Source organism: Rhodococcus sp. C-2, assembly GCF_027854095.1.
GTDB classification, from domain to species: Bacteria; Actinomycetota; Actinomycetes; order Mycobacteriales; family Mycobacteriaceae; genus Rhodococcus_F; species Rhodococcus_F qingshengii.
This window is the reverse complement of record NZ_JAQGFI010000001.1, coordinates 219,044-234,787: the sequence shown is the minus strand read 5'-3', so window position 1 is coordinate 234,787 and position 15,744 is coordinate 219,044. Positions and strand designations below refer to the sequence as shown.

Genomic DNA, 15,744 nt, shown 5'->3' with positions numbered 1-15,744 from the left:
CAGGTGAGTACCCGGGTGACTCCCGCCGAACGGCATCGCGCAAGATTGAACTCATGACCGTAAGTATGGACATGCAGTTCGATGCTCTTCTCGTTTTGTCGTTCGGCGGTCCCGAAAAACCCGAAGACGTACGGCCGTTCCTCGAAAACGTCACGCGCGGTAGGGGAGTGCCACCGGAGCGGCTCGACGCTGTCGTCGAGCACTACATGCATTTCGGTGGAGTTTCGCCCATCAACGCGCTCAACCGAGACCTGATCGAACGGGTCGGAGGTGAGCTGGCAGCAGCCGGCGTGGATTTGCCCGTGTACTTCGGCAACCGCAACTGGCACCCGATGGTCGAAGACACCGTTGCCAAGATGCGCGAGGACGGTGTCCGCAACGCCGCCGTGTTCGCCACGTCGGCGTGGGGTGGTTACTCCGGATGTCGGCAGTACCACGAGGACATCGCCCGTGCCCGTGAGGCGGTCGGTGACGGCGCACCGACGCTGACAAAACTTCGCCAGTACTACGACCATCCGCTGGTCGTCGGCGCGTTCGCCGACGGTGTGCGCGCGGCCCGCGCAGAGTTGCCCGAAGCGACTCGCGATACTGCGCGCCTGGTGTTCACCGCGCATTCGGTACCGAGTGCCGCAGACCGCAATGCAGGGCCGCCGGCAGAGGGCGGAAACCTCTACAGTCGACAGGTCGCCGAGGCCGCGAAGTTGGTTGCCGAGGCCGTCGGCGTCGAGGATTTCGATCTGGTGTGGCAGTCGCGATCAGGCCCGCCGCAGGTTCCGTGGCTGGACCCCGACATCTGTGATCACCTGGATACGTTGTCCGCCAAGGATGTTCGCGCCGTGATCGTGTGCCCCGTCGGTTTCGTCTCCGATCACCTCGAAGTGGTGTGGGACCTGGACACCGAGGCCAAGGACAAGGCAGCCGAACTCGGGATGGATTTCGTTCGGGCAGCAACGCCCGGCCGCGATCAGCGTTTCGCGCAGCTGGTGCCCACGCTCGTTCGGGAACTGGCCGAGGCCGAGCAGCCACTGCGACTGGGGGTCGAGCCGCTGCTCGGCTCGACCACCAACGGTCTCTCGTGTGCAGTCAATTGCTGCGCGGCCGTTCAGCGTCCCCGCTGACGGTCCGACGCTCAGGTGTTCGGATGCTTGAGCTTTCCGCAGGGCCCGGGAACGGTGGACGTGCTGCGCGAGGTGAGGAGCGTCTCGACGATCTGTCGATCCTCGGGGCTCAGTGACGGGTCTATGTAGTTGAGTTCGGGCGCGCCCAGTTCGCGGACTCGCCCGGCGAGGGTCGCGACAAACGAGACGCGTTCTTCGTCGTCGTCGTTGACGTCGTGGATCTGCAGCACCGACACCGGAAACTTGCGCAGCGTCACAGGCAGGAAGCGGGCGCCGAGCACATGGTCGACGTTGAATCCCGCCCACTGCCCCTGGTTGGCCTCCACGCATTCGGCGTCGGAGTGAATTGCGCTCTCGCCGATGTACTTACGTGCGGGCAGCATCTTCTTGGGGGCAAGTTCGGATGCGCCCTGCTGAAGGACGGGAAAGTCGCCGTCCGAGTACAACCAAGGCTGGTTGGCCATCTTGATCAACCGACCGGCGTCCAGATCCGGGAGATAGCGAGACTTGAGGAGAAACGCGACGCTGTCGACCGAGATGCCCAGCAGTTCTGCGGCCTTCTGTCGGCTCATCGCGAACGTCGGGGCATTCTTCGGGGCGATCTGGATCAAATTGACCATGCGAACTCCTGTAAGTGTTCAATTGTTGCGGGCTTGGTACAGCTGACATGACAATTCGCCGTTTATCAACCTCTAGCTGATTTCCGACTTGTAGATGAGTCGGTTGTCACCATCCGAGTTCACGCAACCGGGGATCTCCGATCCCGAAGTGGTGGCCGATTTCGTGGATCACTGTTCGGCGAACTTGCTCGATCACCTCGTCTTCGGTGCTGCAGATCGCACAGATGGCCCTGCGGTAGATCGTGATGCGGTCGGGAAGGACGCCGGCGTACGTGGTGGTTCTCTTGGTCAGTGGGATGCCCTGATACAGCCCGAGTAGCCCCGGTCGTCCACCTTCGAGTTGAACGGTCACTGCGACATTGGCCATCTCCGCACCCAATTTCGGTGGCAGGCTGTCGAGCGCCCGCTTGACCATGTCCTCGAACTGGCTGTCGTCCACGTCGATCATCTACCCATTGTGCGTGCGGGGGCGGGATCCGGGTGTGTCCATGTGGAAACAGTGCAGCTTACGGCTATGTTCATTGCGTGGCCGAAGACCTCTATCACCGTTACGAATTCACATTCATCGTTCAGATGCTGACAGTCTCGCAAGAGCAGGCGATCGAAGAGAGCTTGGGCGGAAGGGTCGAGGACCGACGCGGGCTGCAGCTGCTGACGCTCACCTCGGAAGGTATGCGAGCGGCGACAACGGCTATCACCGTGGTGGACCAGTTGGTGGCTGCAGGCGTGCGTCCCCAGCGGACACATCCCGATCTGGTGTCACGTCAGGACATTGCCGACCGTGCGGGGGTGACGCGGCAAGCTGTCGGGCAGTGGGTGCGAGGGGTCCGGCAGGCGGCTACGCCTTTCCCGATTCCGTACAACTCGGTTGCCGGGGGGATCTGGTTCTGGGGCGACGTCCTGGATTGGTTGCGCCGTCAGGGGTACAGCCAGGACACCGGTTTGCGCTACCCGACGCTGGATGAACATATTCGCATCGACCGCCATATCGCGATCAATCACAAGACTGTGGGTTGATCGATCAAACGGTTTGCTTGAAAATAGCTATTGAAACAAACCGACGGTAGGTATAAAGTCCCTAAGTACCTCAATCAATCTATCGGTGCGTCGGTCCTGCTCTGGGGGGAGCCTGGTCTGCGCTGCAGATACCCGAGCATGCGAGCAGGAATTCATGGTTTCGACCCCCGAAGTACGACCGATGCCCAAATCGGCCGCGCTCACGACTTCTGTGGCTATTTCCAGCGATGTAGCAACGGCTAAGCTACGTGAAGGTGTATCGGGCAGGGGCCGTCTGCGAGCGGCGACGGCGGCGCTGTTCCGGCGCTCACGCCCACGTACGACCTTCGCGCCACCGTTGAGCGTGCTTCTTCTCGTCACCTCCGACAACGGTCTCTCGCAGCGGGCCGGTCTTGTTCTTCGCGAGGCGGGACACCAAGTCCGTACAGCCGTCGTCGCCGACGCGGACGCAGTGCTGGCCGCGACTTCTGCGGGAGATTTTGACCTCGTCATCTGCCCGTTCTTGAAAGTTTATGTCCCGGAATCTGTTTGGCAGCGGTGGACGACGATCATCATCCATCCCGGCCCGCCCGGAGATCGCGGGCCGTCGTCGCTGGACTGGGCGATAACCGATGGCGAACCAATCTGGGGTGTCACGGCATTGCAGGCCGCTGAGGAACTCGACGCCGGAGCGGTGTGGGCCTGGCGGACGTTCGAACTCCGGAACGGGGCAACCAAATCCTCGGTATACAACGAGGAAGTCACCGACGCGGCGATGGAGTGCATTACGGAGGTCGTCGAACATTTCCGTACTCCTGACTTCCAGGCGATCCCATCGGACCGAGTTGCGCGGCCCGTGGCTTCGACCCGATCGCGGCCGAGCGTGAAACAGGCCGATCGCGTTTTCAGCTGGGAGGAAGACGCGTCGAGCATCGTTCGCGCCGTCAACGCCGCCGACGGGTTTCCCGGCATCGCCGTTCAGTTGGGGCTCGACCGGGTCTACGTCTACGACGCTCACCTCGATACCCACGTCGATGCAGCGCCCGGCACCATCGTCGAGTACTTCCACCAGGCAATACGTGTTGCCACCGGTGCGGGCTCCGTTTGGATCGGACATGCGCGGCTCGTCGGCGCCGGCAATGTCAAACTTCCGTCGACCGCGGTCGTACGTCCGGACGTGTTCGTTCCACAGGTCTGGGAGAGTCGTTACCCCGAGACCGACTATCACCGCGACGGCGAAATCGGATATATCTCGTTCCGCTTCTACAACGGTGCGATGAGTACGAAGCAATGCGCGCGACTGGCCTCCAGGCTCCGCTGGGCGATCGCGCAGGACACCAAGATCCTTGTCCTGACGGGTGACTACGACAGATTCAGCAACGGTATCCACCTCAACGTCATCGAGGCCGCGTCGGATCAAGCCGGAGAAGCGTGGGCCAACATCAAAGCCATCAACGAGATCGCGAAAGCGATCGTCACCTGTACGGAACAGGTTGTGGTGGCGGCATTCACAGGCAACGCCGGTGCCGGCGGGGTCATGCTCCCGCTTGGAGCCGACGTAGTCGTGGCCAGGGACGGTGTGGTTCTCAATCCTCATTACGCCACGATGGGCCTGTTCGGCTCGGAACTGCACACGTACACACTTCCGGCTCGGGTCGGCGAGGAGCAGGCCCGCAGTCTGCTGGCCGAGTGCAGTGCGATAGGCATCCGTCGAGCCTTGGACATCGGACTTGTCGACGCGATCGGCCCCAGGCGGCCGGATCTGTTCGAGGCGTGGTTGCGCGAGGTCGCCACCGACTTGCTCGAAGGAGATCGGCTGGAATCGATGCTGGAGCGCAAACGTCTTCGACTGGAACGTGATCCGGTGGAGCCTTACGAGGAGCGTGAGCTCGAAGAGATGAAGATCGACATGTTCGGTGACCGCAACGGGTTTGCCGAGAAACGCCGGAACTTCGTGCTCAAGCTCTGATCGACACGCTGTTCGCCGACGCGACACGGGCAGTGCGAACAACGTCCCACAGTCGTCGCAGCAGGTCGTCACGCCTCTGCGCAGTGGACACGCTCGGGGCCTGATTGGTCGATACCGCCGCAGCCACGGTAAGAATGGCTGCCACGTTGTCGGCGGTGTCGATCACCTGTAAATGCCGAGGCGACAGTGTCGACGGCCAGCGGTGTCCGGCCTGTGCCTGCAGGGCTTCGGCGACCAGCGTACGAGCGTCGTTTCCAGGTATTCCGGTGGCTACGGCCGGAAGCCCGCCGAGCACCTCGGCTGCGTCCCGAACAGCTTGGCGCAGTTCGTATTCGGCTTCGCGGAGTCCGATCGATTCGGCGCTGCCCGCCACAGTGGGAATGGAGAAGACCGTCCATCGCAAGACGTCCGGGCCTTCCTTCGACGGCACGAGTCCGACTCCCGGCTTGCCGACGGCGCCGATCTGTATCCCTTCACCCGTTGCGATCGCAGCGCGCGCGAACTCGGTCCCGGTGGGCAGACCACGTACATCACCGGCCGTGGGAAGGACCAGGCGGACCTCGGCAGCCTCCGAGCGCGCGATTCTGAGCAGGGTGGGCACACCGGAAGCCGTGACTCCCGGCCATTCGAGATCGTGGCGGACCGCGGTTTCCGCATCGGCGGCGCCGATCAGGTGCATCGGTGCCCACGCGGCAAGGGCGTCGATGACGTCGTCCGGCGCAGCGTCGCCGGCGAGCCATGACGCTGCCCACACGGTGAGGGTTGCGCTGGGAGAACTCATGACCGTGAAGTTTAGTTCGGCGTGGCGACATGCGCGGCCCCGGCGTTGTGACCTAGCGTGATCCGGCGTGAGCGGTGGCAACGGATACGGTGACATTTTTGCGGGTCATACCCGCAAACAGAAGCGCGTGACGCCTGAAGTGGCGGCCGAGCGTGATCTTGTCGTCGAGGATGCGGCGACGGGATTCTGCGGTGCGGTAGTCGGTTTCGAGCGCACGTACGACGGCGATTTCGTGCGGCTCGAGGACGGTCGTTCCCGGACGCGGTTGTTCGCGATGCGCGAGGCGGCCTTCCTCATCGACGGCTCACCGGTCACCCTCGTACGGCCGGCCCCCAAGCCCGCGTCCACCAAACCCGCACGGTCGGCTTCGGGTTCGACCCGAGTCGAAGGCTTACGTGCACGCACGGCACTGCCCAGCCGGATCTGGGTGGAGGGAGTACACGATGCTGCGCTCGTCGAGCGGGTGTGGGGTCACGATCTTCGCGTCGAAGGTGTTGTCGTCGAACATCTCGAAGGACTCGACAATCTGGGGGAGCGGCTTGCCGAATTCGGGCCTGGTCCCGGCCGCCGCGTCGGGGTCCTGGTCGACCACCTGGTCACCGGTTCCAAGGAAACCCAACTGACTCAGGGCCTCGGCCCGGACGTGTTGGTGACCGGGCACCCGTACATCGACGTGTGGGAGGCCGTTCGTCCCAAATCTGTCGGAATCGCCTCCTGGCCGAAGATTCCACGCGGCGAGGATTGGAAGACGGGAATCTGCCGCGAACTGGGCTGGGGGACACCTCAGGAGGGCTGGCGGCGGGTCTACAACTCGGTCGAGAGCTTCCGCGATCTGGAAGCTCCTTTGATCGGTGCAGTCGAACAACTTGTCGATTTCGTTACCGAGCCGAACTGACGTAGCGGCGGCCTGGGTCACACATTCTGGTTAGATGGTGTTGTGGCTGCACTTATTTGGCTGATCGGAGCACTGGTGCTCGCCGGGGCCGAAGCGCTGGTGGGGGATTTCTTCCTGCTGATGCTCGCCGGTGGGGCGCTCGCTACTGCCGGTGTCAGTGCTGTCACCGACTTCCCGGTGTGGGTCGACGCCGTCATGTTCGGAGTGTTCTCCGCCGCCCTCGTCCTGGGCGTGCGACCGATCATGTTGCGTCGCTTCGGTAGTCCGCCGCCGACCCCGACCGGAATACAGGCACTCGAAGGTAAGCACGCTCTGGTTCTGGAAGAAGTGGGCGAGCATTCCGGGCAGGTCAAGTTGGACGGCGAGGTGTGGACTGCCAGGCCGTACGACACCACCGAGGTGTACCCGCCGGGTACCAAGGTGACGGTGATGGAAATCAACGGCGCAACAGCAGTCGTCTGGAGGGGACCTTAATGGCAGCACTCATAGTGCTCGGTGTGTTGGTGCTATTCGTGATCTTGGTGGTCGCGAAGTCGGTAGCACTGGTACCGCAGGCAGAAGCCGCGGTGATCGAGCGGCTCGGTAGGTATTCGAAGACGGTGTCCGGGCAGCTCACGTTCTTGATCCCGTTCGCCGATCGTGTGCGCGCCAAGGTGGATCTTCGTGAGCGGGTGGTCTCCTTCCCACCGCAGCCGGTGATCACCCAGGACAACCTGACACTGTCCATCGACACGGTGGTGTACTTCCAGGTCACCAATCCGCAAGCTGCGGTGTACGAGATCAGCAACTACATCGCTGCCGTCGAGCAGTTGGCAACCACCACGCTGCGAAACGTCGTCGGCGGAATGACCCTCGAAGAGACGCTTACCTCGCGTGATTCCATCAACGGTCAGCTTCGTGGTGTCCTCGACGAGGCGACTGGTCGCTGGGGCCTGCGAGTGGCCCGCGTCGAGCTCAAGAGCATCGATCCGCCGCCCTCGATCCAGGAGTCGATGGAAAAGCAGATGAAGGCGGACCGCGAGAAGCGCGCGATGATTCTGACGGCTGAAGGTCACCGCGAATCCGCTATCAAGACCGCCGAGGGTGCCAAGCAGAGCCAGATTCTTTCTGCCGAGGGAAACAAGCAGGCCTCGATCCTGAACGCCGAGGGTGAGCGTCAGTCCCAGATCCTTCGCGCTCAAGGTGACCGCGCGGCCAAGTACTTGCAGGCTCAAGGCGAGGCCAAGGCCATCGAGAAGGTTTTCGCTGCAATCAAGTCCGGTAAGCCGACTCCGGAATTGCTTGCATACCAGTATCTTCAGACGTTGCCGCAGATGGCGCAAGGCGATGCGAACAAGGTGTGGCTCGTACCCAGCGACTTCGGTGACGCGCTGAAGGGATTTGCCAAAACGCTTGGCGCGCAAGGGCAGGATGGCGTTTTCCGGTACGAGCCGCCGGCCGCCGAAGAGAATCTTCCCAATCCTGAGGACGATTCAGCCGAGGTGGCGGAGTGGTTCGAGACCAAATCCGATCCGGCTATCGCGGAAGCAGTGCGCGCTGCTGAAGTTGCTGCACGCACACCGGTCGAAGACCCGGCAGCTGCGGTCAGGCACCGCCGTGAGAGTGCGCCCGAGCAGCCTGGATTCGTAGATCCCGCGTTGCCACAGCAGGGCGAAATTCCTTGGCCGGGTCAGTTGCCGCTGCCGCCCGAGCGTGAAGATTTCCAGCAGAAGTACCCGTACCAGGGGCAGCCGCCCGAGGGTGGCCAGCGCCAGTAGACGCCTCTCGTAGCGAACGTTGATCGGGACGGGCACTCATCACCTACGTGATGAGTGCCCGTCCCGTTCCGCATACGGCGATCGCCCAGAGGACACTGACGAAGGTTCCCATGATGAACTGCTCGGACGCATGAGGTTCGCGAAGTTCCGGGTACCGTGCGAGCCCCTTGACTGCCAAGACGATCGCGATGCCTTCCGGCCAGGTTGCGAGAATCGATGCCGCCACCGCGAGCCGTTCGAGGATGCCGATCACACGTCCGCCGCGAAGAGGTCCGGCGTCCGGTGCCGGGCTCCCGTCCGGTTGGCGACGAGCGATCTTGAAGGTGGCAAGTACCAACGGTGCACCGGCCGTGGCGGCGGCAAGTACGCACAGGACAAGCGTCGCCCCGAGAGCGAAACCGGTGACCGGGGTCGTTCGGGTCGATGCCAGTGCGGCAACACCCAGCGCCGGAAGAGCCACCACGGACGACGCCCATTCGGGGACTTCCAGTCGACCACGACTGAGCGGTCCCAGTGCCGCTGCAACTGCTGGTGCCGCGGCGGCGACGGCGAGCGCGATCAACGCCAGAACGACCATGTATTCGAGCCCCCTGCTGTGTCGACGAGTTTGTACCGGTGCGAGCGTGAGCAGTCTAGGGCTGGAGTCTGACCAAAAGTCGTTCTGCGAGTCTGCGCCCGGCGAGTTCTGCGTGCCACCCGGCTGTCAGGAGTCGCTTGGACATGGCCTGTTTGGTGATTCCGAGGTGGGCCGCTGCGCTGACCTGAGTGAGTCCGCTGTCCATCAGGGCGATGGCTTCGCGTCCGTCCTTCGTCTGTCTCGTGACGATCGTTCCGAGCAAGGTGAACGCGGCATCGACATCTGCGGCGAGTTCGTCGCGTGAGCTATCCGCCGGCGCCTGTTCGACGGCAATTCTGGCCGGAGCTCGCTTGGCTCGCTCGACGGCGATCCGAGCAGCTTCGAATGCCGGTCCGCGTCCGGCCCGGGTCTGCCGTGGGAGAGGCTGCTCGACGGGACCGATCCCGATCCCGACACTCCAGTGCTCGCGCCGAATCAGCTCGAGTGCGACGAGGACGAGTAGCGCCGGATCGTCGGTCACCGCTTGAATCTCGTCGCCCGCTGTGCGCTCGAACGGCCGCAGGAGCCTGCAATCGGCCATGTCGTCGATGATGTCCCCGACGCGGTCGACATCCCGTCGGCTACCTCGCTGATCCACCGTCAGTACAAACATTAGTCAATGCTAGATAGTTGACTTTCAATAGTCAATCGTTTTGGGTTGACTCAATCAAATCAACCTCTTGGGGTTGACCGTTGTCAACGATGGTTTCGCCCGGTGAAGGCTGACGGCGAGCGTCGAACACCAGACCGGCGATGCCGATCGCAATGCAGATCCCGGACAGAATCAGGAGACGAGGATCGGCTTCGCCGGAGAGCGCATCGCCCAGAACGACAATCCCAACAGTGCCGGGCAAGATGCCGACGACGGTGGCAAGGATGTAGGGCACGATCCGGATCGACGAAATGCCGCAGCAGTAGTTCACCACCGAGAAGGGGACAAACGCGATCAAGCGCAGAGAGCCGACGGCCAGCCACCCCCGCTTTTCGATCCGCTCGTCCACCCGCCGGATCGTCGGACTCGAAATCCGTTGCCACACGACGTCGCGGCCGATGGCGCGGACCAGGTAGAGGGCCAGAACGGCGCTCACAGTCGTTGCCGCCACGGTAAGAGCGATGCCGGTCACCGAGCCGAAAAGAACCCCCGCGCTGAGCGTGAAGACGGTGCGCGGGAACGGCGCGACGGTGACTATCGAATGAACCAGGAAGAACACGAGGGGAAACGCCGGGCCAACCGAGTCCGCCCACTCTCGCACCTGGGACACCGTGGGATGTGGGGCGAGGAGGGCTGCGAGGAACAAAGCGAGCACTACCAGGACTATTGCGATCAATCTTCGGTCCAGCAGGCGTCCCATCACAGGTCACAAGGCTACCTGCGAACGGTGAACCGGGCCGACTGCCGACCCGCAATCGTGAGTCGAACATCGCCACGGGGGCGGGAAAGCGACGTGCTCCAGGCGACAATGAAACGGCGCTGTGACGAAAACCACTAGGCTTTCGGAGTGGCCTTCACCTGCAGTCCCGGCCAGTGAAACGAACTCGCGGGTAACCCGCAAACATGCTGAACAATCGCTAGGTAAGGGCCGGTTACACGTGCACGAACGACCGAATCCGCACGTCGCCCGGCCGGTCGGAAAGTGGCCACGAACAGCCCTGTGAAGAACATGACGTGATCCTCACGATATCTGGGCTCAACCGCGGGTTAGCATCACAGAACTAACGAACAAATCCGATTATCGGTAAAGCGCTCACGCAAAAAATGAGAGGGAGCGGACACAGTGTCATTAGCTTCAGAAGCCGAGGCTGTCGAGCAGGCGTACGCGGAGTGGCAGCGCTCCGTAGCCGGTGTGCTCGCCAAGTCCCGCAGAGTCGATGCGGCAGAACTGGGCCCCGAGCCACAGAAACTGCTCGAAACCGTCACCTACGACGGTGTCACTGTCGCACCGCTCTACAGCCCACGCGACGAGCGTCCCGAGCAGAGCTTGCCGGGCACGTTTCCGTACGTGCGTGGCGTCGACGCTCACCGTGATGTCAATGCCGGTTGGTTGGTTTCCGCTGCATTCGGAACCGCCTCGGCGGCCGAGACCAATCGCGCCATCCTGGACGCCCTCGAAAACGGAGTCAGCGCACTCTGGTTGAAGGTGGGCGCCGACGGCGTTCCGGTCACCGACCTCGCCGCTGCGCTCGAGGGCGTGCTTCTCGACCTCGCACCGCTCACGCTCGATGCAGGCGCAGCGACAAACGATGCAGCCCGAGCACTCATCTCACTCCTCGATGCACGCAGCGAAGCCGGCGACGGTGTCAGCGATCGCAGCAGTATCCGAGTTCACCTCGGTGCAGCACCGCTGACCAGTTCGTTCTCCGGCGCAGCCGACGTCGAATTTGCAGGCGCAGTCGAGTTGGCCGCCCTCGCCGCCGCTCGTGCGGAAACCGTGCACGCGATCACCGTGGACGGCACGGCCTTTCACAACGCGGGTGCCGGCGACGCCGAAGAACTCGGAGCCGCAATCGCCGCCGGCCTCGAGTACCTCCGTGCACTCACCGCCCAGAGCGGCCTGACCATCGGTGCTGCGTTGTCGCAGTTGGCTTTCCGCTACGCGGCAACCGACGATCAGTTCCAGACCATCGCGAAGTTCCGCGCCGCACGTCTCGTATGGGCACGCATCGCCCAGGTCTGCGGAGCTTCCGATTTTGGTGGAGCGCCGCAGCACGCAGTCACCTCCGCCGCGATGATGGCTCAGCGTGATCCCTGGGTGAACATGCTGCGCACGACCCTCGCTGCATTCGGCGCCGGCGTCGGCGGAGCAGATGCAGTGACTGTTCTTCCGTTCGACGTCGCCCTGGCCGACGGCACCCTCGGTGTCAGCAAGTCCTTCTCCTCGCGCATCGCGCGCAACACACAGCTGCTCCTGCTCGAGGAGTCGCACCTGGGCCGTGTCCTCGATCCGTCGGCCGGGTCTTGGTACGTCGAGGACCTGACACAGCAGATCGCCGCCACCGCGTGGGAGTTCTTCCAGGAAATCGAAGCAGCCGGCGGATATCTGGCGGCACTCGAAGCGGGAATCGTCTCCGGTCGCATCGCCGCTACCAAGGCCAAGCGCGACTCCGACATCGCACACCGCAAGACCACGGTCACCGGTGTCAACGAGTTCCCGAACCTCGGCGAAACGCCGCTGTCCGCCGAAGCCGTCGAGCCTGGCCAGTCCGTCGCCCGCTACGCAGCTGCATTCGAAGCGCTTCGTGACCGTTCGGACGCGTTCCTCGCCGCCGGCGGCGCCCGTCCCACTGCGCTTCTCGCGCCGCTGGGCTCGGTTGCAGAACACAACGTGCGCACCACGTTTGCGTCCAACCTGCTCGCTTCGGGTGGTATCGACGCAGTCAACCCCGGCCCGCTCGAGGTGGGCGCCGAAGCCATCTCCGCTGCAGTCAAGGCTTCCGGTGCCACCGTCGCCGTGCTGTGCGGCACGGACAAGCGCTACGGCGAGAGCGCCGCAGCGGCCGTCGCCGAACTTCGCGCCGCCGGCATCACCAAGGTGCTGCTCGCAGGACCGGAAAAGGCAGTCGCCGACGCGACCGGCGATTCTCGCCCGGACGGATTCCTCACCGCCCGCATCGACGCAGTGTCGGCTCTGACCGAACTGCTCGACTTCATCGAGACGGGAAGCTCCAAGTGACGACACGAGAGGTCAAGCACGTGATCGGCAGTTTCGCCGAGGTCCCACTCGAGGACCCGCAGTCTCCGGCACCCACACCGCCGTCGGTCGAGCAGGCCCAGGCGCTCATCGAAGAGGGCGCCAACGCCAACAACTACGCCGCCGAGCAGGTTGTCTGGTCCACCCCCGAAGGCATCGACGTCAAGCCGGTGTACACCGGTGCGGACCGCACGGCCGCCGCCGAGTCGGGTTACCCGCTCGACAGCTTCCCGGGCGCAGCGCCGTTCCTGCGTGGTCCGTACCCGACCATGTACGTGAACCAGCCGTGGACCATTCGCCAGTACGCCGGATTCTCCACTGCCGCGGAGTCGAATGCGTTCTACCGTCGTAACCTGGCGGCCGGTCAGAAGGGCCTCTCGGTCGCCTTCGACCTCGCCACACACCGCGGCTACGACTCCGATCATCCTCGCGTTGCCGGTGACGTCGGAATGGCCGGTGTCGCAATCGATTCCATCCTCGACATGCGTCAGCTCTTCGACGGAATCGACCTCTCGCAGGTGTCGGTCTCGATGACGATGAACGGCGCCGTGCTGCCGATTCTCGCGCTGTACGTCGCTGCGGCAGGCGAGCAAGGTGTCACTCCGGACAAGCTGGCCGGAACGATCCAGAACGACATCCTCAAAGAGTTCATGGTTCGTAACACCTACATCTATCCGCCGAAGCCCTCGATGCGGATCATCTCGGACATCTTCGCGTACTCCAGCGCGGAAATGCCGAAGTACAACTCCATCTCGATCTCGGGCTACCACATCCAGGAAGCCGGAGCGACGGCCGATCTGGAACTGGCGTACACCCTCGCCGACGGCGTCGAGTACATCCGCGCCGGCCTCGACGCCGGTATGGACATCGACAAGTTCGCACCTCGCCTGTCCTTCTTCTGGGCAATCGGCATGAACTTCTTCATGGAGGTCGCCAAGCTCCGCGCCGGACGCCTCCTGTGGGCCGAGCTTGTCGCCAAGTTCGATCCCAAGAGCGCGAAGTCGCTCTCGCTGCGTACCCACTCGCAGACCTCCGGCTGGTCCCTGACCGCGCAGGACGTCTTCAATAACGTTCCGCGTACCTGCGTCGAAGCCATGGCTGCCACCCAGGGCCACACTCAGTCCTTGCACACCAACGCACTCGACGAAGCGATCGCATTGCCGACGGACTTCTCCGCCCGCATCGCCCGTAACACCCAGTTGCTGCTGCAGCAGGAATCCGGCACCGTGCGTCCCATCGACCCGTGGGGTGGCTCGTACTACGTCGAGTGGCTCACCAACGAACTCGCCAACCGGGCTCGTAAGCACATCGAAGAGGTCGAGGAAGCCGGCGGAATGGCTCAGGCCATCAACGAAGGCATCCCGAAGCTGCGCATCGAGGAGGCTGCCGCCCGCACCCAGGCACGCATCGACTCCGGTCGGCAGCCGCTCGTCGGCGTCAACAAGTACGTTCCCGACGAGGTCGACACCATCGAAGTTCTCAAGGTCGAGAACTCCAAGGTCCGCAAGGAACAGCTCGAGAAGTTGGTTCGTCTTCGCGCGGAACGTGATCCGGAAGCCGTCGAGGCCGCACTGGCGAACCTTACTCGAGCTGCCGCATCCACCGAAGGCGGCATGGAGAACAACCTCCTCGCCCTCGCTGTCGTCGCCGCCCGCGCGATGGCTACCGTCGGCGAGATTTCCGACGCCCTCGAAAAGGTGTACGGACGCCACCAGGCCGAGATCCGCACCATCAGTGGTGTGTACCGCGACGAGGCAGGAACGGTGAGCAACATCAGCAAGGCGATGGAACTGGTCGAGAAGTTCGCCGATGACGAGGGACGTCGTCCCCGCATCCTCGTCGCGAAGATGGGCCAGGACGGTCACGACCGTGGCCAGAAGGTCATCTCCACGGCCTTCGCGGACATCGGATTCGACGTCGACGTCGGACCGCTGTTCCAGACCCCCGAAGAGGTCGCCAATCAGGCGGCCGACAACGACGTCCACGTAGTCGGTGTGTCGTCGTTGGCAGCCGGTCACCTCACCTTGGTGCCGGCGCTGCGGGAGGCTCTGGCTGCGGCCGGTCGTCCCGACATCATGATCGTCGTCGGCGGCGTCATTCCGCCCGGTGACTTCGACGAACTCTACGAGGCCGGCGCTGCTGCCATCTTCCCGCCCGGAACCGTCATCGCCGACGCTGCCAGCGGATTGTTGGAGAAGCTCTCCGCCCAACTGGGTCACGACAACAGCTGAGAAGGGGGTCACTGAAGATGGCACGTCAGCCCATCGACATTGATTCCCTCGCCGAGGCGGTACGTGGAAATCAGCGTGCCGGCCTCGCTCGGGCGATCACCCTCGTCGAGTCCACTCGCGACGACCACCGGGCCCTCGCGCAGCAGCTTCTACTGAAGTTGCTGCCCGAGGCCGGGGGAGCGCACCGGATCGGCATCACCGGCGTTCCCGGCGTCGGCAAGTCGACCTTCATCGACGCGCTCGGAATGTACTTGCTGGGCAAGGGACATCGGGTTGCGGTGTTGGCGGTCGATCCGTCGTCCACCCGCACCGGCGGCTCGATTCTCGGCGACAAGACACGCATGGCTCGGCTCACCGTCGAACCGAATGCGTACATCCGGCCGTCACCGACGTCCGGCACGCTCGGTGGTGTTGCCAAGGCAACCCGCGAGACCATCGTGCTTCTCGAAGCTGCCGGTTTCGACGTCATCCTGGTGGAGACGGTGGGTGTCGGCCAGTCCGAAGTCACTGTTGCCAACATGGTGGACTGCTTCACGTTCCTGACCCTCGCTCGTACCGGTGATCAGCTCCAGGGCATCAAGAAGGGTGTCCTCGAGCTCGCAGATCTGGTGGCGGTCAACAAGGCCGATGGCAAGCATGAGCGCGAGGCAAAGGGCGCTGCCCGTGAATTGGCGGGTGCGCTTCGCCTGATCTACCCGCACGACGCCATCTGGAAGCCGCCCGTCATCACGATGAGCGGTCTCGAAGGTGTCGGGCTGGACGAGTTCTGGGGAACTGTCACCAAACACCGTGAGGTGCTCACCGAAGCGGGACAGTTCGAGGAGAAGCGTCGCAAGCAACAGGTCGATTGGACCTGGACGATGGTCAACGATCAGCTGCTACGCAGGCTCTCGAGCAACGATCGGGTGCGTGCGATCCGGGCCGACGTCGAGCAGAGCGTGCGTGACGGTTCGCTGACGGCAGCGTTGGCGGCGGGGCGAATTCTCGACGCGTTCGACGGAAGCAACTAGCGCGGAAAGAACGAAATCCCGGGTATCGGAGCGCGGATACCCGGGATTTCTTCTGTGACGAG

Annotated in this window: 15 protein-coding genes; 9 read left to right on the top strand and 6 right to left on the bottom strand. The window is 63.5% G+C overall.

Annotated elements, in window-relative coordinates; genetic code table 11:
• Window positions 1-65: 65 nt before the first annotated feature.
• Window positions 66-1,118 carry a ferrochelatase gene (locus PCS43_RS00965; protein WP_209911600.1) on the top strand — a complete coding sequence of 351 codons (1,053 nt, stop codon included), beginning with the start codon at window positions 66-68 and terminating at the stop codon, window positions 1,116-1,118.
• Between the two features lie 11 nt (window positions 1,119-1,129).
• Here the strand turns inward: PCS43_RS00965 and PCS43_RS00960 are convergent, their stop codons facing one another.
• Together PCS43_RS00960 and PCS43_RS00955 are read right to left on the bottom strand one after the other, a co-directional pair.
• Entirely contained in the window at window positions 1,130-1,738 is a 609-nt protein-coding gene (locus PCS43_RS00960; RefSeq protein ID WP_007727873.1) for a transcriptional regulator, read from the bottom strand.
• A 106-nt stretch (window positions 1,739-1,844) separates the two neighbouring features.
• Window positions 1,845-2,186: a metallopeptidase family protein gene (locus tag PCS43_RS00955; protein ID WP_003944783.1), complete on the bottom strand. Its 342-nt coding sequence runs from the start codon at window positions 2,184-2,186 to the stop codon at window positions 1,845-1,847.
• Window positions 2,187-2,263: 77 nt separating this feature from the next.
• On the opposite strand from PCS43_RS00955, the gene PCS43_RS00950 reads away from it, so the two are divergent.
• Both PCS43_RS00950 and PCS43_RS00945 read left to right on the top strand, forming a co-directional pair.
• Window positions 2,264-2,755: a hypothetical protein gene (locus tag PCS43_RS00950; RefSeq protein WP_003944993.1), complete on the top strand. Its 492-nt coding sequence runs from the start codon at window positions 2,264-2,266 to the stop codon at window positions 2,753-2,755.
• A 154-nt stretch (window positions 2,756-2,909) separates the two neighbouring features.
• Window positions 2,910-4,703: an enoyl-CoA hydratase-related protein gene (locus PCS43_RS00945; RefSeq protein ID WP_209908638.1), complete on the top strand. Its 1,794-nt coding sequence runs from the start codon at window positions 2,910-2,912 to the stop codon at window positions 4,701-4,703.
• On the opposite strand, the gene PCS43_RS00940 is transcribed toward PCS43_RS00945, so the two are convergent.
• Entirely contained in the window at window positions 4,693-5,484 is a 792-nt protein-coding gene (locus PCS43_RS00940) for a hypothetical protein (RefSeq protein WP_209908641.1), read from the bottom strand. The genes PCS43_RS00945 and PCS43_RS00940 overlap by 11 nt on opposite strands.
• Window positions 5,485-5,551: 67 nt before the next feature.
• Between PCS43_RS00940 and PCS43_RS00935 the strand changes: the two genes are divergently transcribed.
• Genes PCS43_RS00935 through PCS43_RS00925 form a run of 3 tightly spaced genes read left to right on the top strand, consistent with a single transcriptional unit; the run spans window position 5,552 to window position 8,136 of the window.
• Window positions 5,552-6,379, top strand: coding sequence for a DUF3097 domain-containing protein (locus PCS43_RS00935; protein WP_058038784.1), 828 nt, complete (start codon window positions 5,552-5,554; stop codon window positions 6,377-6,379).
• 42 nt (window positions 6,380-6,421) lie between these two features.
• On the top strand, window positions 6,422-6,853 hold the full coding sequence (locus tag PCS43_RS00930) for an NfeD family protein (protein WP_003944877.1): 432 nt from the start codon (window positions 6,422-6,424) through the stop codon (window positions 6,851-6,853).
• Entirely contained in the window at window positions 6,853-8,136 is a 1,284-nt protein-coding gene (locus PCS43_RS00925) for an SPFH domain-containing protein (protein ID WP_209908644.1), read from the top strand. The genes PCS43_RS00930 and PCS43_RS00925 overlap by 1 nt, the downstream gene beginning before the upstream one ends.
• A gap of 43 nt (window positions 8,137-8,179) precedes the next feature.
• Here PCS43_RS00925 and PCS43_RS00920 read toward each other — a convergent pair whose 3' ends face one another.
• Genes PCS43_RS00920 through PCS43_RS00910 form a run of 3 tightly spaced genes read right to left on the bottom strand, consistent with a single transcriptional unit; the run spans window position 8,180 to window position 10,104 of the window.
• Window positions 8,180-8,713 (bottom strand): hypothetical protein, encoded by a 534-nt coding sequence (locus PCS43_RS00920; protein ID WP_003944797.1) that lies wholly within the window; start codon window positions 8,711-8,713, stop codon window positions 8,180-8,182.
• A gap of 55 nt (window positions 8,714-8,768) precedes the next feature.
• The gene (locus PCS43_RS00915; RefSeq protein WP_042449124.1) at window positions 8,769-9,365 is read right to left on the bottom strand and encodes a hypothetical protein; all 597 of its coding nucleotides are present in this window, start codon (window positions 9,363-9,365) and stop codon (window positions 8,769-8,771) included.
• Window positions 9,366-9,396: 31 nt separating this feature from the next.
• Complete coding sequence (locus PCS43_RS00910) at window positions 9,397-10,104, bottom strand: TVP38/TMEM64 family protein (RefSeq protein ID WP_007727829.1); 708 nt, start codon at window positions 10,102-10,104, stop codon at window positions 9,397-9,399.
• Window positions 10,105-10,527: 423 nt separating this feature from the next.
• On the opposite strand from PCS43_RS00910, the gene mutA reads away from it, so the two are divergent.
• From mutA to meaB, 3 genes are read left to right on the top strand one after another with little or no spacing between them, the layout of a single operon-like run.
• The gene (gene mutA, locus PCS43_RS00905) at window positions 10,528-12,423 is read left to right on the top strand and encodes a methylmalonyl-CoA mutase small subunit (protein WP_054188231.1); all 1,896 of its coding nucleotides are present in this window, start codon (window positions 10,528-10,530) and stop codon (window positions 12,421-12,423) included.
• Complete coding sequence (gene scpA, locus PCS43_RS00900) at window positions 12,420-14,672, top strand: methylmalonyl-CoA mutase (protein WP_042449118.1); 2,253 nt, start codon at window positions 12,420-12,422, stop codon at window positions 14,670-14,672. The genes mutA and scpA overlap by 4 nt, the downstream gene beginning before the upstream one ends.
• 17 nt (window positions 14,673-14,689) lie before the next feature.
• Complete coding sequence (gene meaB, locus PCS43_RS00895) at window positions 14,690-15,682, top strand: methylmalonyl Co-A mutase-associated GTPase MeaB (protein ID WP_003945003.1); 993 nt, start codon at window positions 14,690-14,692, stop codon at window positions 15,680-15,682.
• The last annotated feature ends 62 nt before the right edge of the window (window positions 15,683-15,744 follow it).